1 protein-coding gene is annotated in these 23,740 nt (G+C 73.0%); it reads left to right on the top strand.

All coding sequences use genetic code 11. From position 1 onward, the window contains the following. The first annotated feature begins 1 nt into the window (after position 1). Positions 2 to 23,740: a non-ribosomal peptide synthase/polyketide synthase gene (locus LDL49_RS29435; protein ID WP_225295549.1), complete on the top strand. Its 23,739-nt coding sequence runs from the start codon at positions 2 to 4 to the stop codon at positions 23,738 to 23,740.

Below are 23,740 nucleotides of genomic sequence, written 5' to 3'. Positions count from 1 at the left end.
CGTGGCGAATACCGTGAACCCAGGGCGTCCGGACGGCATAGGCGAGCGACTTGAGGCACTGCGCAGGTGGAACAACGCGACCACTCCGGAGACGATCACCACGGTCGCCGACCTGTTCACCGCACAGGTACACCGCACCCCCCACGCCCTCGCGGTGGTGGCGTCCGGCGCCCGCCTCACGTACGCCGAACTGGGCACCCACGTCTTTCAGCTCGCGCACCACCTGCGCGGTCGCGGCCTGGGGGCGGAGGACGTCGTCGCCGTGTCCACCCCCCGCTCGGCGGAGCTGGTCGTCGCCGTGCTGGCGGTCATGGTCGCGGGCGGCGCGTTCGTACCGGTCGAGCCGTCCTGGCCCGCCGAACGCCGAGCCAAGGTACGCGCCGAGGCCGGGGCGGGCCTGGTCATCGCCGCCCCCGGCATGGAGACCGGTGACTCCGTCATAGAGGTGGACCTCGGCACCTGGCGCTACGGCCGCGAACCCGTCGAGCCGCCGCCGCTGCCGCCCATCGGCGGGGGACGGCTCGCGTACGTGATGTTCACCTCCGGTTCCACGGGCACGCCCAAGGGGGCGATGATCCGGCACGAGGCGATCAGCACCCGGCTGCTGTGGCAGGTCGAGGAGATCCTGGGATTCGGGCCGGGGGACGCTTCGCTGTTCAAGGCGCCGCTGTCGTTCGACATCTCGGTCAACGAGATCCTGCTGCCGCTCGTCTCCGGCGGTTACGTGGTCGTCGCCGAGCCCGGTGGCGAACGTGACCCCCAATACCTGCTGGACCTGATCGCGCGGGAGGGGGTGACGTTCGTCTATCTGGTGTCGTCGATGCTCGACACCCTGCTGGAGATGGCCGACGGGACCTCGCTGCTGGCCGGGCTCAAGCACGTGTGGTGCGGTGGCGAGGTGCTCACCCCGGAGCTGTTCGACCGGTTCCGGAGCCGGCTGTCCACCACCCTCTACCACGGCTACGGCCCGGCCGAGGCGACCATCGGCGTCTCGCACGTCATCTACCGGGACACCGCCGAGCGCATCGCGACCTCGATCGGCCGCCCCAACCCGCACACGCAGCTCTACGTGCTGGACGACAGGCTGGAGCCGCTGCCCGAGGGCGCGGTCGGTGAGTTGTACGCGGCGGGGTTCCTGCTCGGGCGCGGCTACATCAACGCCCCCGCGCTGACCGGCTCCCGGTTCGTGGCCAACCCGTTCGGCGACGGCGGTTCCCGGATGTACCGCACCGGTGACCTGGCGCGCTGGAACGCCGACGGCTCGCTGGAGTTCGTGGGGCGGGCGGACAACCAGGTGAAGATCCGCGGCATGCGGCTGGAGCCGGAGGAAGTGGAGGCCGTGCTCGCCACGTACCCGGGGGTCCGGCAGGCGGCCGTCACCGTGGGTACGAACGCGGCGGGCGTACGGCACCTCATCGGGTACGTGACCTCCCACGACGACCTGCCGGCGGCGGAACTACGGCGCTGGTGCGCCGACCGGCTGCCCGAGTACATGGTGCCGAGCGCCTTCGTCGTCCTCGACCACTTCCCGGTCACCGCCAACGGCAAGGTGGACCGCCGGGCCCTGCCGGAGCCTGAGGTGGCTCGTCGTGCCCTGCCGGAGTCGGGTGGGCAGGGCCCCAGCATGGGCGAGTCGCGGGCCGGGCGGGAACGTGCTCTCTGCGAGATCTTCGCGCGGGTCCTCGGCCTGGAGGAGGTGGGGGCCGAGGAGGACTTCTTCGCGCTGGGCGGTGACAGCATCGTCGCGATCGGCGTGGTCCGGCAGGCGCGGCGCGCGGGACTCATGGTGCGGGCCCGTGACCTGTTCGCCCATCCCACCCCCGCCGCGCTGGCGGTCACGGTGACCGAGGTCGCCCCGACCCCAGGACCCACCACCGGCGCCGTCGGTGAGGTGCCCGCGACTCCCATCACCGAGTGGCTCCAGGCCACCGGCCCATCGATGGACGGGTTCATCCAGTCGATGACGGTCCGCACACCGGCCGGCATGACGGCTGAACAGCTCGAACGCGTCGTCGACGCCGTACTCGCCACCCACGACCTGCTGCGGGCCCGGACCGACGGCGCGTCGCCCTGGACCCTGTCGGTCCAGCCGGTGGGCTCACCCCGGGCGGCACAGCTGATCACCCGCGTGGACGTGTCCGGCGGCAACGCGGCGCCGGTGGCGGCTGGCCCGGACGGCGAGATCACACCGGCGGCGCGGCAACTCGACCTCGTGGTGGACCGGGAGATCACGGCGGCGGCAGGGCGGTTGGATCCGGTCGGTGGCCGGATGGTCGATCTGGTGTGGCTGGATGCCGGGCCGCACGCGCAGGGCCGGCTCGTGGTGGTGATCCATCACGTGATCGTGGACGGGGTGTCGCTCCGTGTGCTCCTGGAGGACCTCGGCCACGCCTGGGCGGCGGTACGCGACGGGCAGGCGGTGTCGCTGCCCGGCGTACCCACCTCGTTCAGGCAGTGGGCGACGCTGCTGCGCGAACGCACCCGCGCGGGCGCGTTCGCCGATGACGAGGCGTACTGGCTGCGGGCCGCGGCCACGCCTGACCCGATGCTGGGGGAGCGGCCCCTGGACCCGCGGCGTGACGTGGTGGCCGCCGAGGAGTCGCTGACGGTCGCGGTCCCCTCACCCGTGGCCGCCCGCCTGCTCGGCGCGGTGCCCGCGGCCGTTCACGGTGGCGTGCACGACGTGCTGGTCGCGGCGGCGGCGATCGCCCTGGGCCGGTGGCGGGCCGGACACCGTCCGGATGCCGGTTCCGAGGTGCTGCTGGAGCTGGAGGGGCACGGGCGCGAGGAAGACGCCGTGGGGGACGTCGATCTCTCCCGTACCTTCGGCTGGTTCACCACGCTCTTCCCGGCCGTACTCGATCCGGGCCCGGCCGACGCCGCGTACGGCGATGCGGTGAAAGCGGTCAAGGAGCAGCTTCGCGCGGTCCCTGGCCGCGGGCTGAGCTACGGCGCTCTGCGTTATCTCGGTGACGAACCCCGTCCCGACCTGGTGGTGGCGCCGCAGGTGCTGTTCCACTACCTCGGGCGGTTCGCGGGCGGGTCCACCGAGGCGTGGGCGGCCGTCGGTGACACCGAGATCGTGGTCGAGCGGCGCGACCCGCGCATGCCGCTGCCGCGCGTACTGGAGATCAACTCGGTCGCCGTGGACACGGCCGGTGGGCCGGTGCTGGAGACGCGGTTCAGCTGGCCCGGCGGTGTACTCGACGCCGGCCGGGTGCGGGCGCTGGCCGACCTGTGGACCGAGGTGCTCACCGGCATCGCCACGAGCGAGACGGTCGCCGGGCATACCCCCTCGGACTTCCCCCTCCTCGCCCTGGAGCCCGGCGACGTGGCCGCCATCGAGGCCGCCGCACCCGATCTGCGGGAAGTGCTTCCCCTGTCGCCGCTGCAGCTCGGCCTCTACTTCCATGCCACCTTCTCCCGCGACGCCGACCCGTACGTCGTCCAGCAGTCCATTGAGCTGACCGGCCCGCTCGACGGCGACCGGTTACGGCTGGCGGCGGACCGGCTGATCGACCGGTACCCCAACCTGGGCGCGGCCTTCCGTACTGTCGGCGATGGGCGGGTCGTGTCCGTGATCGCCGGCCGTCCGCGGGCGCCGTGGCGAGTGGAGGATCTCACCGGCTTTGGTGGCGAGGACGTCGCAGCGCGGGTGGCCGCCATCGCCGCGGCGGAGCGGTCCGTGCCGTTCGATCTGGGCCGGCCTCCGTCCATGAGGTACGCGCTGCTCAGGCTCGGCGAGCGACGGCACGTGCTGATCCACACCGTGCACCACATCCTGGCCGACGGCTGGTCGGTGCCGCTGCTCCTGCGCGACCTGCTGGCGCTCTACAAGGCCGAGGCGCTGCCCGCGCCCGCGCGGTACCGGGAATTCCTGCGGATGCTGGCCGCGCAGGACCCTGACGTGGCGACGGAGGCCTGGGCGGACGTCCTGGCTGACGTGCACGAGCCGACCAGGCTCGCCGACGCGCTGGGCGCCCCGCAAGCCGCCGGGCTCATCGATGAGGTGGGCCAAGGGTTCGGGCGGGTCGAGCGGGAGTTGCCCGCGGACGTCGGCGACCGGGTGCGTGACTGGGCGCGGGCGCACGGGCTGACGGTCGGCGCCGTCATCGCCGCCGCTTGGGGGATCCTCGTCGGGCGGTTGGCCGGTCGGACCGACGTGACGTTCGGCTCGACCGTGTCCGGTCGCGGGGCGGCCGACGTCGCGGGCATCGACTCCATGGTCGGGCTGCTGATCAACACCGTTCCCGCGCGGGTACGGTGGGTGCCCGGGGACTCGATCGCCACCGTGGTACGGCGCTTCGCCCGCGACCGGCGTGAGGTCGTGGAGCACGAGCACGTCTCGCTGGCCCGGCTGCAGCGGCGGCTGGGCGTGCCGGAGCTGTTCGACACGCTGGTGGTCATCGAGAACTACCCGGCCGAGCCCACCCCGGCGGGCGAGGTCCGGATCGCGGCGGTGCACACCGTCGAGGCGCCGCACTACCCGGTGACCCTGATGGCCAAGCCGGGTGCGCGGATCGCCGTCACGCTGACCCACGACCGGCGGGTGGTCGGGGCGGCTGCCGCGGCCCGGCTGGCCCGCCAGTACGAGATGGTGCTGACCGCCCTCGCCGACGACCCCGAACGGGCCTGCGAGCGGCTGGAGCTGGTGACCGAGGAGGAGCGCGAGCGGCTGACGGCCGTCGGTTCCGGTGCGCCGGCTCGGGTGGGCGGCACGGTGGTGGAGTTGTTCGCGCGGCAGGTGGCCGGGCATCCGGAGCGTACGGCCGTCGTCTGCGGGGAGCGCGTGCTCACCTACGCCGAGCTGGACGATCGCGCCCGGAGGGTGGGCCGGACGCTGACCCGGGCGGGGGTGCGGCGCGGCGACGTCGTCGCGGTGGCGACGAGCCGCTCGGCGGACATGGCCGTGGCCCTTCTCGCCGTCATGCGCGCCGGGGCCGCCTACCTTCCGGTCGACCCCGGCTATCCGGCGGCCCGGATCGAGTTCATGCTCGGGGACGCGCGTCCGGTGTGCGTGCTCACCGACGAGGCGAGCGCCAGGTCGCTGCCACCGCACGATCTGCCGACGCTCACCGTACGAGCCGCGGCCGACGCCATCGCCGAGGTGGAGGCCACCATCGACGTGGCTACCGGCCCGGGGGATGCCGTTTCGGTCGTGTACACCTCCGGCTCGACGGGTCGGCCGAAGGCGGTCGTCGGGACGCAGGAGGCGCTCGCCAACCGGCTGGTTTGGGCCGCTCGGGAGTGGGGGTCCGGCGTCCGGGTGGCGAAGAGCTCGCTGAGCTTCATCGACGGCACCACGGAGCTGCTCGGCGGCCTGGTCGCCGGGGCCACGACGGTCATCGCCGACGCCACCGAGGCCACCGACGGCGCCGCGCTGGCCAGGCTCGTCGAGCGGTCCGGGGCGACCCAGCTGCTCGCCGTGCCCAGCCTGGCCGGTGCGCTGGCGGACACGGAACCGGCGCGGCTCAGCGCGCTCAGACGCTGGATCTGCAGCGGGGAACCCCTCGATCGGGCCTGCGTGAACGCGCTCCGGCAGACGTCTCCCGGTGCCCGGATCGTCAACTCCTACGGGTCTTCGGAGGTGGCGGGTGACGTACTCCAGGGCGAGGTCGAACCGGCGGGGCCGGTGACGCTGGGCAGGCCCGTGCCCGGCACGCGGGTCTGCCTGCTGGATGCCGCTCTCGACCTCGTTCCGCCCGGCGCGGTCGGGGAGATCTATGTCGGCGGGGTTCAGCTCGCTCTCGGGTACCTGGGTCAGGGCGGCGGGACGGCCACCCGCTTCGTGGCCGACCCGTACACCGACGGCGCCCGGCTCTACCGCACCGGCGACCTCGGCCGGTGGACGGCTGACGGCCGGGTCGAGTTCCTCGGCCGGGCCGATGACCAGGTGAAGATCAACGGCTATCGGGTGGAACCGGGTGAGCTGGAGGCCGCCCTGATGCGCCGTCCAGGCGTGGCCGACGCCGTGGTCGCCGTACGCGCTACAGGCAAGAGCACGCGTTCCCTGCACGCGTACGTGGTGGCCGCTCCAGGTGAGGAGCTCGACCCCAACGCCCTTCGCGCGACCCTGCGAGCTGAGCTGCCCGCCTACCTGGTCCCCGCGACCGTGACCGTCCTGGACCGCCTGCCGACCCTGCCCAACGGCAAGCGGGACCGCCGGGCACTGCCGGACCCCGAGCCCATCGCCAGAGGCGGACTGCCGCGTACCACCAGGGAGGCGCTGGTCTGCCGGCACTTCGGTACGGTGCTCGGCCTCGACGGCATCGGTGCCCACGACGACTTCTTCGCCGCCGGGGGCGACAGCATCCTCGCCATCCGCGTCGTCAGCCTGCTCGCCAAGGACGGGATCGAGCTGACCACGGAGGACGTCTTCCGCCTGCGCACTCCCTCTGCCATCGAGGCGCACCTGACAGGCGGCGAACCGGTGACCTCCCTGGTCCCGGCCGAGCTGACGACCGTGTCGCTGACGCGGGCGGAGATTGACCACGTCGTGGCGAACAGCCAGGTTCCGGTGGCCGACATCTGGGCGGTGTCGCCCCTCCAGGAGGGCGTCTACTACCAGGCGGCCTACTCCGAGGGTGCCGGCACCTACATCGCGCAGAACGTGTTCGACTTCGACCACCGGCTCGACGTCGAGGCCATGACCACGGCGTTCGCGGCGCTGCTGCGGCGCCATCCCACGCTGCGGGCCGGATTCACCGGCGACGGCGTGCCCGGTGTCGTGCAGTACATCGGCGCCGATGTCCCGGCCGAGGTCGCGGTCGTGGACCTGTCGCACGGCCCCGGGACGGACCGGGCGGATGCCCTCGAGGAGCTGCTGCGGTCCGACCGGGAGGAGCCGTTCGACCTCGGCCGACCGCCCCTGGTCCGACTGACCGTCATCCGCCTCCCCGGCGGCCGGGACCGGTTGCTGCTCACCGCGCACTTCCTGCTCTGGGACGGCTGGTCGCGCGAGCTGGTGCTGCGCGAGCTGTTCGCGCTGTACGAGTCCCGAGGCGAGCGCGGCGCCTTGCCCCCGGCGCAGGCGGCGTTCACCGACCACCTCGCCTGGATCGCCGCCCGCGACCGCGACGCCTCCACCGCCGCCTGGGCCGCCGCGCTCGTCGGCGTCTCCGGGCCGACCATCCTGGTCCCGGAGGCGGTCGGCCGGGAGCCGATCCCCTCCGAACGCGTCCTGGCGGCGCTCCCCGCCGAGGTGACGACCCGGCTGGGGGAGCAGGCCCGGCGCGGCGGGGTCACGCTCAACTCGCTGCTGACCGCCGCGCTCGGCCTCCTCCTCGGGTACGAGACCGGGCGCACCGACGTCGTGTTCGGCACGACGGTCGCGGGACGGCCCGCGGGCCTGCCCGGGATCGAGAACGTGATCGGCCTGTTCCTCAACACCGTCCCGGCCCGCGTGACGGCCTCGCCCGACCTGACGGTGATCGAGCTGGCGCGCCGGGCCCAGGAGGACCGCATCCGGCTGGCGCCGCACGAATACCTGGGACTCGGCGGCATCCAGCGCGCCGCCGGTCAGGAGCAGCTCTTCGACACCCTGTACGTCCTGCAGAACTTCCTGTCCGACGCCACCTTCACCGACCTGGAGCGCGAGCAGGGCATCGTCGGAGTGGAGTACGTCGACACCACCCACTACCCGTACACCTGGGTCCTGACCCCCGGCGCCAACCTGCGGATCAAGCTCGAATACCGCCCCGACGCGGTGACGGAGGCGGACGCGCGCCGGCTGGTCCGGCGCTTCAGCCGCCTGCTGGAGTCGCTCGCCGACGGCCTGCCGGTCCAGGCGGGCGCGCTCGACCCCCTGCTCGACGAGGAGCGCGCCGAGCTGGCCGGGCAGTGGGCGGCCACGGAGCACCCGATCGGCGAGGCGACCATCGCCGACCTGCTCGCCGAGCGGGCCAAGGGTTGCCCGGACGAGGTCGCCCTGGTGTTCGGGGAGCTGTCGCTGACCTACGCCGAGCTGGACGGCCGGATCAACCGCTGCGCCCGGCTGCTGCTGGCCAAGGGCGCGGGGCCGGGCCGGATCGTGGCGCTGGGGCTGCCGCGCGGCGTCGAGATGGTGGTCGCGCTGTTCGCCGTCCTGCGTACTGGTGCCGCCTATCTCCCGCTCGACCTCGATCACCCGGTGAACCGGCTCGCCGAGATGCTCGACGACGCCCGGCCGGTGCTGCTGGTGTGCGCCGACGCGGGCACACCGCTGGCCGAGCGGCAGCGGCGGCTGGGCGGGGAGTGCCTGGTGCTCGACGGCGCGTCGGCCACGCCGCCCGCACCTCCGCTGAGCGACGCCGAGCTGGGGACTTTTGCCAGTACGGCCCCGGGCAGGCTGGAGCATCCGGCGTACGTCATCTACACCTCGGGCTCCACCGGCCGGCCCAAGGGCGTGGTCACGCCGTACCGGGGACTGACCAACATGCAGCTCAACCACCGGGCCGAGATCTTCGAACCGGCTATCGCCCGCGCGCGGAGCGCCGGGCGGGAGCGGCTGCGCATCGCGCACACGGTGTCGTTCTCCTTCGACATGTCGTGGGAGGAGCTGCTGTGGCTCGTCGAGGGCCACGAGGTGCACATCTGCGACGAGGAGCTGCGCCGGGACGCCGCCGCGCTGACCGCCTACTGCCGCGCGAACCGGATCGACGTGATCAACGTGACTCCCACGTACGCCCACCACCTGTTCGAGGAGGGGCTGCTGGACCGGGACGGGCATCCGCCCCGCCTGGTGCTGCTGGGCGGCGAGGCGGTCAGCGAAGCCGTCTGGGACAGGCTGAGCGAGCCGGGCGGCGCCGAGGGCTACAACCTGTACGGGCCGACCGAGTACACGATCAACACCCTGGGCGCGGGCACGCGTGACAGCGCCACCCCGACCGTGGGCCGGCCCATCTGGAACACCCGCGCGTACGTCCTGGACGCCTGGCTGCGCCCGGTCCACCCCGGCGTGCTCGGCGAGCTCTACGTGACGGGCGCCGGGCTCGCGCACGGCTACCTGCACGCGCCGGGCCTGACCGCCGCGCGGTTCGTGGCGGATCCGTTCGTGCCGGGCGGGCGCATGTACCGGACCGGGGACCTCGTACGGCAACGCCCGGACGGCAACCTCGACTTCCTCGGCCGGGTCGACGACCAGGTGAAGATCCGCGGCTACCGGGTCGAGCTCGGCGAGGTGGAGTCGGCGCTGGCCGCGCTGCCACAGGTCCGGCAGGCCGCGGTCGTCGCACGTACCGACTCGGCGGTGACCGGCCTGAAGAAGCTGGTCGCGTACGTGGTGCCCGTGGACGGGTCCGACCGGGCCGCCCTCGTCGCGGACCTGCGAGCCGCGCTGGCCGAGCGGCTGCCCGGCTACATGGTCCCCGCGCTGTACGGCGTCGTCGGCGAGCTGCCGCTGACCGTCAACGGCAAGCTCGACGTCACCGCGCTGCCCGAGCCCGTGGCCCCCGTCGGCGGCGGTGACCGGCCGCGCGACGACCGCGAGCGTACCCTGTGCGGCATCTACGCCGAGGTGCTCGGCCTGCCGGAGGTCGGCATCGACGACGACTTCTTCGCTCTCGGCGGCGACAGCATCTCCTCGATCGCCGTGACCGGCCGCGCGCGCAAGGCCGGCCTGCACCTCACCCCGCGCGACGTCTTCCGCCGCCGCACCGTGCGGGCGCTCGCCGCGGCCGCGCCCCAGGCCGCTCCGAGCGGGCCACGGGACAACGGCGAAGGTACGGTCGCGCTCACCCCGATGCTCGTCGAGACCATGCGGGCGGGGACGCCGCTGGAGCACTTCTACCAGTCGATGGTCTTCCGCACCCCGTCCGGCATGACCCGCGCGCAGTTGGAACGCGTACTCCAGGCCGTCGGCGAGCGCCACGACCTGCTGCGCGCCCGGCTCGACCGCCACGGCGACGCCGAATGGGTGCTGTCGGTGCCGCCACCGGAGGCGTTCCGCGCGGCGGACGCGCTGCTCACTCAGTCCGCCCTAGGGGATGTGGAGGCGGCCACCCGGCTGGCCGCCGACCAGCTCGATCCGGATCGCGGGATCATGCTGCGGGCGGTCTGGTTCGACTCCGGGTCCGGGCCGGGTCGCCTGCTGCTGGTCATCCACCACCTGGTGATCGACGGCGTCTCCTGGCGGGTGCTCGCCGACGATCTCGCGCGGGTCTGGGCGGAGGTACGGGCGGGCCGCGCGCCCGTGCCCGACGAGGTGCCGACCTCCTTCCGTACCTGGTCGAAGCTGGTCGAGGAGGCGAGCGCGCGAGGCACGTTCCGCGACGAGCTCGACCACTGGCGGGCCGTCCTGGCCACCGAGGACCCCCGGCTCGGTACGCGCCCGCTCGACCCCGCGACCGACACGGCCGCCACCGTGGAGTCGCTGACGGTCTCGCTGCCCGGCGAGGTGAGCGCCGCCCTGCTGTCGGCCGTGCCCGCCGCGATGCACGGCGGCGTCAACGATGTCCTGCTGACCGGCTTCGCCGCCGCACTCGCCCATTGGCGCGGCGAGAGGGCCGGCTCGGCCGTGGTCCTCAGCCTGGAGAGCCACGGCCGCGACGCCCTCGACGGCGTGGACCTGTCCCGTACGGTCGGCTGGTTCACCGCCATCCACCCCGTACGCCTCGACCCAGGACCGCTGCACTGGACGGAGGTCACCGAGGCGGGGCCCGCCCTGGCGGCGGCGGCGAAGCGGATCAAGGAGCAGCTCCGCGCCGTACCCCGGCAGGGCCTGGGCTACGGGGTCCTGCACTACCTGGACGGCGAGGTGGACCTGCGGGGCGAGCCACCGCAGATCCTGTTCAACTACCTGGGACGGTTCGCCGCCGACGAGGGCGCCGACTGGGCGGCGACAGGTGCGCTGCGCGAAGGCGTCCACCCGAGCAATCCCGCGATGGGACTGGAGATCAACGCGCTGGCCCGGGACGGGCGGGCGGGCACCGTGTTCTCGGCCACGCTGTCCTGGCCGTCCGGCGTCATGACGGCCGCTGACGTGGGCGAGCTGGCGGAGCTGTGGATGGCCGCGCTGACCGCCCTGACCCGGTGCGCCGAGCTCGCCGGGCGTACTCCCTCCGACTTCCCGCTGGTCGAGCTGACCCAGGGCGACTTGGACCGGCTCGCGCCGGACGGCGTGCGGGACATCCTCCCGCTGCTGCCGTTGCAGGAGGGCATGTACTTCCACGCGTCCTTCGCCGAGGACCAGACCGACACGTACATCGTGCAGCAGGTGGCCGAGCTGTCCGGCCCGGTCGACCGGACGGCGTTGCGCCACGCCGTGGAGGCGGTGGTCCACCGCCACGACGCCCTGCGCGCCTGCTTCCGGGAGGTGGCCGACGGCCGGGTGGTCCAGGTGATCGCCGGCGCCGTGGACGTGCCGTGGCGGGAGGTGGACCTGACCGGTCTGGACGCGGCGGTGGCGAGCGAGCGGCTGGCCGAGGTCACGGCCGCCGAGCTGGCCGAGCCGTTCGACCTGTCGGCCGCGCCCCTGCTGCGTTACGCGCTGGTCTCGCTCGGTCCCGCCGACCATCGGCTCGTGGAGACCATGCACCACATCCTCGCCGACGGCTGGTCGTACCCGCTGGTGTTCGGCGACCTGCTGGAGTCCTACGAGCGCGGCCGGTCCGGAAGCGGGTACGACCTGCCCGCCCCGGCGGTGACGTTCCGCGACCATGTCGAGGCGGTGACCGCCCTGGACCGTGGACGGGCCCGCGAGGTGTGGGCCCGCGCGCTGTCCGGCATCGACTCCGCCACCCGCCTGGTCGGCGCGCAGGGGGAGAGGGTGTCCCGGCACGAAAGCGTCCACGTGGCGCTGCCCGCCGACCGCACGGGCGCCCTCGTCGAGGCCGCCCGCGAGCAGGGGGTGACCCTCAGTACGTTCGTGCACGGCGCCTGGGGGCTGCTGCTCGGCGGGCTGCTCGGGCGGGAGCAGGTGGTCTTCGGCTCCACGGTGTCGGGGCGGGGCGGAGAGCTGCCCGGCGTCGAGTCGATCGTCGGCCTCCTGATCAACACCGTTCCGGTTCCGATGTCCTGGCGCCCCGGCGACACGCTGCGCGAGGTGCTCGCCCGGCTTCAGGAGCAGCAGACGGACCTGCTGGACGTGCAGCAGGTGGGGCTCGGGGAGCTCGCCGCCCTGGCTGGGGTCCGGGAGTTCTTCGACACGATGGTGGTGGTGGAGAACTTCCCCGCCGTGCGGGGTGGTGCGCGGGACGGGCTGAGCGTGCTGGGCTTCACCGGCACCGACGCACCGCACTATCCGGTCTCTCTGGTGGCCTTTCCGGGGGAGCGGCTGACGCTGGAGATCAAGTACGACGTCGAGCTGGTCGGGGAACGGGCGGCCCGCCGGCTGCTCGACCATGTAGGACGCGTCCTCGACCAGCTGGCCACCGCTCCGGGCACGCCGGTCTCGCGGCTGGACGTGCCGGATGTACTTGACGTGCTTGGGGCGCGGTCCGAGCCGCTGTCCGGGTCGTCTGTTTCCCGGGGCTTTGGGATGGCGGACGGATTGACGCTCGCCGACGCGTACGCCGCCGCACCGGTCCGGCCGGGCTCCATCGCCGTCACCTCGGGCGACACCGCGCTCACGCACGCCGAGCTGGACGCGGCCGCCAATCGGCTGGCCCGCGCGCTGACCGCCGGGGGCGTACGGCCGGAGTCGCGGGTCGCCGTCGCGCTGCCCCGCTCGGCGGACCTCGTCGTCGCCCTGCTCGCGGTCGTGAAGGCGGGCGGCTGCTACGTACCGCTGGACATCGGCGCCCCGGCCGGACGGCTCGGCCACATCCTCGCCGACTCGGCCCCCGTATGCCTGCTGACCGACCGCGCGACGCTGGACTCGCTGCCTCCGGTCACGGTGCCGGTCATGCTGCTGGACGACCCGAACGTCCTCGCCGGCCACTCCACCGCCGCGCCGCCCCGGCTCCCGCTGTCGGCGGACAACGCGGCGTACGTCATCTACACCTCGGGTTCGACGGGGCTGCCCAAGGGGGTGGCGGTGACCCATCGCAACGTGCTGTCGCTGTTCGCGGCGGCCGGGGAGCTGTTCGACTTCGGTCCCTCTGACGTGTGGACGATGTTCCACTCGTACGCGTTCGACTTCTCGGTGTGGGAGCTGTGGGGCGCGCTGCTGCACGGGGGGCGCCTGGTCGTCGTCGGCCGCGACGTGGCCCGCGACCCGCGCCGCTTCCTGGCGCTGCTGGAACGCGAACGCGTGACCGTGCTGAACCAGACCCCGTCCGCGTTCTACCCGCTGATGGAGGCCGAAAGGGAGCGGCCGGTCGAGCTCGCGCTGCGGTACGTGGTCTTCGGCGGCGAGGCGCTGGACCTCGCGCGTCTGGCGCCCTGGTACCAGGGCCATGTGGACGGAGCGCCGCGCCTGGTGAACATGTACGGGATCACCGAGACCTGCGTACACGTATCGTTCCATGCGCTGACCTCGGCCGACGCGGGCGGCGACAGTGTCGTCGGCGGGCCGCTGCCCGGCCTCGGCGTACACCTGCTCGACGGCCGTCTCCAGCCGGTCCCGCCGGGCGTCACCGGCGAGATCTACGTCTCGGGCGATCAGCTGGCCCGCGGCTACCTCGACTGCCCCGGCTTGACCGCCGAGCGGTTCGTGGCGCACGCTGGCGGCGCCCGGCTCTACCGCAGCGGCGACCTCGCGCGGTGGACTCCCGACGGTGACCTGGTCTACGTAGGCCGCTCCGACCAGCAGGTCAAGGTACGGGGGTACCGCGTCGAACCCGGCGAGATCGAGTCCGCGCTGCTGACGCTGGACGGAGTCGTGAACGCCGCCGTCACCGTACGGGAGGACGAGCCGGGGCGGCGGCGGCTGGTGGCGTACCTGGTCGTGCGGGGCGGGGTGCGTCTCGGCGCCGCCGAGGCCCATGCCCACCTGGCCGAGAGGCTGCCCGGTTACCTGATCCCTTCGGCGTTCGTCCTGCTCGACGCGCTGCCCCTCACGGTGAACGGCAAGCTCGACCGCACCGCCCTGCCCGCCCCTTCGCCCGCTCGGGCCGCCGTCGTTGGCGACACCGGGGGGTCGCCCGTGGCTGTGTTGCGGGCGTTGTACGCAGAGGTTCTGCGGCTGGACGGTGTCGGTCCCGACGACGACTTCTTCGTGCTCGGGGGTGACAGCATCATCGCCATTCAGCTGGTCAACCTGGCCCGGCGCCGGTCATTGCGGCTGTCCCCCCGGGACGTGTTCGTCCACCGCACTCCGGCCGCGCTCGCTGAAGCGATCGGCCAGGGTGCGCGGGGTGCGGTTGCCGGGGTGCCCGGTCACGGTGAGCGGGGTGCGGTCGTTGGGGTGCGCGGCGAGGGTGTGCGCGGCGCGCTTGCTGGGGTGCTCGGCCACGGCAGCGCGGATGCCGCGGTCAGCGGCCCGGACATCGGACCCGGTCGGGCACCGGAGGAGGTCGTGTCCGGGTCTGGCCGTGCTCCGGACGGGGCCTCTGGGTCTGGCCGGGCGCCGGAGGAGGTCGTGTCCGACGGGTTGGGCGAGGTCATGCTGATGCCGATCGTGCATCGGCTGGCTGAGCTGGGTGGGCGGATCTCCCGGCTGAACCAGTCCGAGCTGGTGCTCACCCCACCGGGCGCGACCCACGAGCAGATCGTGGCGCTGATCCGCGCGCTCGTCGGGCATCACGACGCGCTCCGGATGCGGCTGCACCGACCGTCTCCGCTGCTGTGGTCCCTGGAGGTCCGCCCGGCCGCCGACATTCCCGGTACCGCCGACATCCCCGGTCCCGGTGCTGTCCCCGCTCCCGGTGGTGTCTCCAGCCCGGCAGGCGTCTCCGGTCCCGGTGGCAGTCCGGCAGGCGTCTCCGGTCTCGCTGGTATCTCCGATCCGGCCGGTGCCTCGGATCTCGTTGGTGTCTCCGATCCCGCGGGTGTCTCCGATCCCGTCGTGATCTCAGTCGACGCGGTGGGGCTCGACGAGGACGCCCTGCGTGCCCTGGTCGCCACCGAGTCCGACGCCGCCGCCGATCGGCTGGACCCCGACGGCGGTCACGTACTGCGGGCGGTGTGGTTCGATCGGGGGCCCGAGCACCAGGGCAGGCTGCTGCTCGTCGCGCACCACCTGGTGGTCGACGGGGTCTCGTGGCGGATCCTGACCGACGATCTGCGGCAGGGCTGGGACGCCGTGAGCACCGGCCGGCGCGTCCGGCTGGAACCGGTCGGCACGTCGTTGCGCGCCTTCGCGCGGTCCATCACCGAGAACGCCACCCAGGCCGCCCGGCTCGCCGAGTTCGAGCACTGGACGACGACCCTGGCGCCGGGCGGCGAACTCGACCCGTCAACTCCGGCCGTTGGTCTGACGGCAGGTCAAACCCGCGACCACGTCGTGCGCCTACCTCCCGAGGTAACCGCACCACTGCTGACCACCGTGTCGTCCGCCCCCGTGACCGACATGACCACACCGCCGTTGACTACCGCGTCGTTCGTCCCCGAGGCCGGGGTGACCGCACCGCTGCTGACCACCGCATCGGCCGCCCCCGTCGCCGATGTGACCGCCGTGCTCGTTGCCGCGCTGCACCTCGCGGTGTCGCGCTGGCGTGCGGCGCGTGGTGGTGATCCTGGGGCGCCGCTGGTGATCGACCTGGAGCGCCACGGGCGCGAGCAGATCGCAGACGGAGACGACCTGTCCAGAACCGTGGGTTGGTTCACCGCCATCGCCCCTGTACGCCTGCCCGCGGTCACCGGTGACCCCCGAGACGTACTCGGCGACGTGGGCCAGGCACTGCGAGCCGCCCCGGACAGAGGGCTGGGGTACGGGCAGCTGCGTTACTGCAACGCACGCACCGCGCCCGCGCTCGCCCGCCTGGGAACACCCCAACTGCTCTTCAACTACCTCGGCCGATTCCCCACCGGAGGATCCGCCGACTGGGACTCCGCGCCCGAGGCGACGGCACTGCGGGCCCACCCGGACCCCGACCTGGGCACCCCGTACCTGCTGGAGATCAACGTCGCCTGCCACGACACGGCGGCGGGGCCGGAGCTGCACGCCGTGTTCACATACGCGGATGGCGGGCTCGGCGAGGCTGACGTGGACGCGCTCGCCGACGGCTGGACGACGGCCGCCCGCGAGCTGGCCGCTGTGTCACCCGGTCTCGTATCACCCAGTCCTGCGTCACCTGGCTCTGCGTCACCTGGCCCTGTGTCACCTGACTCGGTGACTTCCGGGTCTGTGTCTTCCGGCTTGGATGGGCCGGACCGGTCCGCCCAAGCCACCCCGGTCACCCACCCCACCCTCACCCCCGATGAGGTCGACCGGGTGCTCGCCGCGGCTTCGGTCGACGTACAGGACATCTGGCCTCTGTCGCCGCTCCAGGAGGGCCTGTACTTCCAGGCGGGCTACGCGGGTGACGCCGACGTGTACGTGGCGCAGAACGCGTTCGACTTCGCCGGGCGGCTCGACGTCGCGGCCCTCCGCCGCGCCTACGCCGCCGTGCTCGACCGGCACGCGGCCATGCGGCTCGGCTTCACCGCCGAAGGCACGACGCGGCCCGTGGCCCTGGTCGGGACCGCCCTGGACAGTCCGATCGACGTGGTTGACCTGTCTGACGTGGCCGACGACAGCTCAGGCGCGGTCGAAGACGGCTCGGACGCGGTCGACGACGACCGGCTCCAAGTGCTGATGGAGGAGGATCGTCGGCGGCCGTTCGACCTGGCCAGGCCGCCGCTGTGTCGCCTGACCGTGGTCCGGCTGCCCGGCGGGCGCGACCGGCTGCTGCTCACGTACCACCTGCTGCTGTGGGACGGATGGTCGCGGGAGCTGGTGCTGCGCGAGTTGTTCGGCCAGTACGCCCTCGCCCGCGACGACCGCCCAACCCCGGAGACCGTCGAACAGCCGGAGACCGTCGAACAGCCGGCGACGTTCACCGACTACCTCGCCTGGCTGGGGCGGCAGGACACGGACGTGTCCGCGCGGGCGTGGGCGCGGGCGCTTGCCGGGGTCGAGGAGCCGACCATCCTGTTCCCGGCGGCCGTGGGGACCGCGCCGGTGCTGGCCACCAGCCTGTCGTTCCGGCTGAGCCGGGAGCAGACCGGGCGGGTCACCGATCGGGCGCGCCGCGCCGGCGTGACGCTCAACGCGCTGCTCAGCACGGCGCTGGCGATGGTGTTGAGTCATGCCTCGGGCCGCCAGGAGGCCGTGTTCGGGACGACCGTCGCCGGACGGCCGACCGAGCTGGACGGCATCGACTCGGTGATCGGGGTCTTCCTCAACACCGTTCCGGTCCACGTCCGGCTGGCTCCGGGCGAGCCCGCGCTGGAGGTCATGCGGCGGGTGCAGGCCGACCGCGTGGAGATGATGCCGCACGAGTACCTCGGCTTGGGCGACATCCAGCGCGCGGCCGGCCGTGACCAGCTCTTCGACAGCCTGTACGTCCTGCAGAACTTCCTCGACGACGACACCTTCACCGACCTGGAGCAGGAGCACGGCATCGTCGGCGTGCGGAGCGTGGACGCCACGCACTACCCGCTCACCTGGGTGGCCACACCGGGGGCACGGCTGGCGGTGCGGCTGGAGTTCCGCGCCGACGTGGTCGCGCCGGAGCGGGCGCGGGCCCTGCTGTCCCGGCTGGAACAGGTCCTGCTCCACCTCTCCGAGCACCCGGCCACGACCGTGGCCGACGTACCCGTCCTTCTCCCGTACGAGCGCGCGGCGCTGGAGGCCGAATGGGACGCCGTCACCCATCCCATCGGCGCCCAGACCATCGCGGAGCTGATGGGAGCCCAGGCCAGGCGGACACCGGACGCCGCCGCGCTCACCTCAGGCGCGCGGACACTGACCTACGCCGAGTTCGACGCGCGGGTGAACCAGCTCGCGCGCCTGCTGCTCGACCGGGGAGCGGGCCCTGAGCGGATCATCGCGCTGGCCGTGCCCCGGTCCATCGACATGGTGGCCGCGTTGTTCGCCGTCCTCCGTACCGGGGCCGCCTACCTTCCCCTCGAACTGGACCATCCCGACGACCACCTGCTGGCGATGCTGGCCGACGCCGGGCCGGTCCTGCTGCTCAGCACCGAAGCCGTGGCGCCCCGGCTCGCCTCCCACCCCGTGCCGGTGCTGTGCCTGGACGGCGCCGACGGGCGTACCGGATCGGCGGACCCGATCGAAGCCCGGGCGCTGGGCGACTTCGCACCCGGCAGTCCGGGACGGCTCGACCACCCGGCGTACGTCATCTACACCTCCGGCTCCACCGGACGGCCCAAGGGCGTGGTCACGCCGTACCGGGGACTGACGAACATGCAGCTCAACCACCGCGAGGCCATCTTCGCCCCCACGATCGCCGCCGCCGGGAACCGGATCCTCACGATCGCGCACACGGTCTCGTTCTCCTTCGACATGTCGTGGGAGGAACTGCTGTGGCTGGTCGAGGGCCATCACGTGCACATCTGTGACGAAGAGCTGCGCCGCGACGCCCGCGCGCTCGTCGCGTACTGCGACCGGCACCGCGTCGACGTCGTCAACGTGACCCCGACGTACGCCCAGCACCTGCTCGACCAGGGCCTGCTCGACGGCGCACGGTATGGGGGGCCGCCCGGTTCGTACCGTCCGGCCCTGGTGCTGCTCGGCGGCGAAGCGGTGCCGCAGACGTTGTGGACCGCGCTGCGCGAGGCCGAGGGGGTGGCGGGCTACAACCTGTACGGCCCGACCGAGTACACGATCAACACCCTCGGCGCGGGCACCGAGGACAGCGCGAGCACCACGGTCGGCCGGCCCATCTGGAACACCCGCGGCTACGTGCTGGACGCCGCCCTGCGCCCGGTGCCCGTGGGCGTGCCGGGCGAGCTCTACATCAGCGGGGCAGGGCTGGCCCGCGGATACCTCGACCGCGCCGGGCTGACCGCCTCGCGGTTCGTGGCGGATCCGCATCGGCGCGGTGGGCGGATGTACCGTACCGGCGACCTGGTGCGTGTCCGTGCCGACGGGAACCTCGACTTCCTGGGCCGTACAGACGATCAGGTCAAGATCCGCGGCTATCGGGTGGAACCGGCGGAGGTCGAGGCGGCCGTGACGGCACGGCCGGGCGTGCACCAGAGCGCGGTGCTCGCGGTTCCCGGTCCGTCGGGTGGCAAACGGTTGGTTGCCTATGTCGTTCCTGACGAGCCCGGTGACGAGGACTCGCTGCTTGTGGCCGTCCATCGCGAGCTGAAGTCGGTGCTGCCCGGGTACATGGTGCCGTCGGCCTTCGCGGTCGTGGAGGCGCTGCCGCTGACGATCAACGGCAAGTTGGACACCGCCGCGCTGCCTGCGCCGCGTTCGCTGCCGTCGAGTTCGAGGGCACCGGCGGGTGAGCTGGAACGGCGGCTGTGCGAACTGTTCGGCGAGGTCCTCGGTGTCGGGGGCCTTGGCGGGTTCGGCGCTGAGGACGACTTCTTCGACCGGGGTGGGCACTCCCTGCTCGCCATCCAGCTGTTCGGGCTGGTGCGTGCGGCTTTGGGCGTCGAGCTGTCGTTGCGCGACCTGTTCGACACGCGAACGCCCGCGCGCCTGGCCGCCCGTCTCGCCGGCCGAGCCGGGACCACACCCCCCGAGCTCACCTCCCGCCCGCGGCAGGAGCGCCCGCCGCTGTCGGCGGCCCAGGAACGGCTCTGGCTGCTCCAGCAACTGGACCCCACCTCGACGGCGTACAACTACCCGCTGCTCGTCCGTCTCCGCGGATCCGTCGACCACGACGCCCTCCGGGCCGCGCTCGGAGACGTCGTGGCGCGGCACGAGGTGCTGCGGACGCTGGTCACGGTCATAGACGACCAGCCGTTCCAGGACGTACTGGACCCGTTCCCGATCGAAGTCGAGGTCGTGGACTGCCCGGCCGCCGAGACCGGGAGCGTGGTGTCGGCAGCCGTGGCCCGACCCTTCGACCTGGCCGCGGACCCGCCGTTGCGGGTCACCCTGATCCAAGAGCAGGACACCGGGGACAGCGTCCTGGCCCTGATCCTGCACCACATCGCCATGGACGAGTGGTCCGACCGGCCGCTGCTGCGCGACCTCGACACCGCCTACGCCGCACGGCGGTCTGGTCATGCCCCAGACTGGGAGCCGCTGCCGGTGCAGTACGCGGACTACACCCTGTGGCAGCGCGACCTGCTCGGCGACTCCGGGAACCCGGCCAGCAGGCACGCCGCCGAGCGGACCTACTGGCAGGAGCGCCTGCACGGCCTACCGGACGAGATCCCCCTCCCCGCCGACCGCCCCCGGCAGGCACGCGCCGCCCGCCGGGTCGATCAGACCCGCGATCGCCGGGCCGGCCAGGCTCCCGACGCCCGCCCAGCTGATCGGGCTCATGACGCCCGGCGGGCCGGTCAAGTGTCCGTGCCGCTCTCGCCGGGGCTGATCGACCCGCTGCGGGAACTCGGCAGGGCTGAATCGGCGAGCCTGTTCATGGTGCTGCACGCCGCACTCGCCACCTTGCTGCACCGCCTCGGGGCGGGCACCGACGTCCCGATCGGCAGCCCGACCTCGGGCCGCGCCGACGCGGTGCTGAACGATCTGGTCGGCTTCTTCGTCAACACCGTCGTACTGCGCGCCGACCTTTCCGGCTCGCCGTCCTTCACCGAGCTGTTGCGCCGGGTGCGCGAGGCCGACCTGGCCGCGTTCGAGCACGCCAACGTGCCCTTCCAGCAGGTCGTCGAGGTGGTCAATCCGGTACGCGAACAGGGTCGCAACCCGCTCTTCCAGGTGATGATCGGCTTCCTGCACCGGCCGACCGGCCACGACGCAGTCCTCGGCCTGCCCACGGGCGACACGCCCTCGTACCTCTCCGATCCGAAAGTCGACCTGAACTTCACCTTCGTCGACGCCGGCCCGCGACAGCCGGTCGAACTCACTCTGGAGTACGACGCCGCACGCTTCCACGACGGCACCGCGCGGCGCCTGCTCGACCGCCTGCTGGTGCTGCTCGGCGCACTCGCGGCCAGGCCGGACCAGCCGGTCGGCACGGCCCCGATCCTCGCCGCGGCCGACCTCGACGACCTCGCCAGATGGCGATCAGGCGGGCCGGTGGAACCGGATGACCTGCTGGGGTACGCGTCGGTTTCCACGCAGGCTGGACCTGCTGACCTGCCCGACTATGCGCCGGTTTCTAGCCAAGCCGAACTCGCCGAACCGCCCTGGTACATGCGGTTCTCCGCGCGCGCGAAGGCGGTGCCCGACGCGGACGCCTGCGTGTCGGGTGGCCGGACGATGAGCTACGCCGAGCTCGACGCGGCCTCGAACGCGTTCGCCGCCAGGCTCGCCGAGCTCGGCGTCGGCCCGGAGAGCCTGGTCGGGCTGGCCCTGCCGCGCTCGGGCGACCTGCTGGCGGCCGTCTTGGGCGTCGCCAAGGCGGGGGCCGCGTACCTGCCGCTCGACCCCGCGTTCCCCGCCGAGCGGCTGGGATTCATGATCGACGACGCCCGGCCCGCCGTCATCGTCGCCGACGAGCGATCGCGCGAACTGTTCCCAGCCGTACTCGACGGCACGACCCTGATCGATACGGCCCGCATCGACTCCGACGGCACGGCCCTTATCGACACGACCCGCGTCGACTCCCACGGCGCACCCCCGCGCCCCTTCCACCCCGTCCCGCCCGACCCGGACACCGCCGCCTACGTCATCTACACCTCGGGATCCACCGGCAGGCCGAAGGGCGTGGTGGTCACCCATCGGGACCTGGAGACGTTCCTCGCCGCCGTGGCCGCCGCCGCACCGATCGGCGAGTCCGATCGCCTGCTCGCCGTGACCACCCTGTCCTTCGACATCTCCGTACTCGAGCTGATGGCGCCGCTACGCGCCGGCGGATGCGTCGTGATGGCCACGGAGGAGCAGGTACGCGACCCGCAACTGCTCGCCGCGCTGGCCGAGGACGAACGGGTCACGGTCATGCAGGCGACCCCGTCCCTGTGGTCGGCGCTGGCGCTGTCGCCGGGCGTCGACCTCGGCGGCGTGCGGGCGCTGGTCGGCGGCGAGGCGCTCCCGCCCCCGCTGGCCCGCGAGCTGGCGGGCAGAGCCCGGAGCGTGACGAACCTGTACGGGCCCACGGAGGCGACCGTCTGGGCGACGTTCGCCCCCGTGGACACCGGCTGGTGCGACCGTCCCACGATCGGCCGCCCCCTGCCGGGCACCACGGTCCACCTCCTCGACGCGGCCCTGTGCCCGGTGCCTCCCGGCGCCGTCGGTGAGCTGTATCTCGGCGGGGCCCAGGTCAGCAGGGGTTACCTGGGTCGCCCCGGTCTCACCGCGTCCCGGTTCGTCGCCGATCCGTACACGCGCGGCGCCCGCCTCTACCGCACCGGCGACCTCGCCCGCTGGACCCGGGACGGCTCGCTGGAGTTCCTCGGCCGCTCGGACCAGCAGGTCAAGGTCCGTGGCTTCCGCATCGAGCCGGGCGAGATCGAGTCGGTCGCGGCCGAGCATCCCGCCGTCCGGCAGGTCGCGGTGACCGTCCGCCAGGACGCGCAGGGCGAAACCCGCATCCTTGCGTATGTCACCACCGGCGACGGCTCATCGGCACCGCCGCCGCGGGAGTACCCCACCATCAGCGACGCCTCATTGACGCCACCGCTGCGGGAGTATCTCGCCGGGCGCCTGCCGTCGTACATGGTCCCCTCGGTCGTGACGGTACTCGACGAGCTGCCGCTCACCCCGAACGGCAAGGTGGACCGCGCGGCCCTGCCGGACATCGACTTCGCCCGGCTGACCACCCCCGAGGCGCCGCGCTCGCGCACCGAGGCGGCCGTTTGCGCCGTCATCGCGGAGGTGCTGGGACTCGACTCGGTCGGCGTGGACGACGACTTCTTCGTCCTCGGCGGCCACTCCCTGCTGCTGGTACGGCTGGCCACGGCCCTGCGACGGGAACTCGGCCTGGACATCCCGATCGCGGAGCTGTTCACGATGCCCACGGCCGCCACCCTCGCCCAGCGGATCGCCGACGCGCCCCCCGCCCGGACCACCGGTGAGGCCGTGCCGACCGATGGCCCCCTGCCGACCGATGGCCCCGTGCCCACCGGTGACGCGATGGCTCCGTTGCTGGTCCTGCGGGCGGGCGGGACCCGGCCGCCGCTGTTCTGCCTGCCGCCCGCCAGCGGCCTGAGCTGGCAGTTCGCCGGGCTCAAGCGCTACTTGCCCGAGGACGTCCCCCTCTATGGGCTGCAGTCGCCCCTGCTGAGCCGTACCACCGACCTGCCCGCGACGATGTCCGAGCTGGTCGAGGAGTACGCGGGGCTGATCGTCCGGACCGTCCCCGAGGGCCCCGTCGGCCTGCTCGGCTGGTCGTTCGGCGGCGCGGTGGCGCATCAGGTGGCGGTACGCCTGGCGGCCGGCGGGCGCGAAATCACGTTCCTCGGCATGCTCGATACGCGAAAGGACTTCGCCGAGAGGCCCGCGGGCGCATGGGACCGGCCGGCGGCGATCGCCGACCTGCTGACCGAGCTGGGCTGCCAGGTGCCGGAAGGGCGGCGGGCCACGATGTCGATCGCCGACGCGGTCGGCTTCGTCCGGGATCTGGGCGGCGGCGTGGCCGCGCTGGAGGACGCGCAGATCGCCCGGGTGGTGGAGAACTACCTGGCCGGCGATCGCCTGATGGAGCGGGCCGAGTACGGCGTCTTCCCCGGAGACGTCGTCTTCGTCGACGCGACCGTACCGGAGCGGGGGTTCGCGGGGACGGCCTCCGAGCAGTGGAGCCGGTACGTCGGGGGACAGCTACGGACGTTCGCCATCGAGTGCGGGCATTCCGAACTGCTGGACACCCGCACCCTGGAGGCCCTGGGCCCGCTGATCGCCCGCCACCTCCCCCAGTGA

This window comes from Nonomuraea aurantiaca (assembly GCF_020215705.1).
In the GTDB taxonomy this organism is placed as follows: domain Bacteria; phylum Actinomycetota; class Actinomycetes; order Streptosporangiales; family Streptosporangiaceae; genus Nonomuraea; species Nonomuraea aurantiaca.
This window is presented reverse-complemented; position numbering and strand designations above follow the sequence as displayed.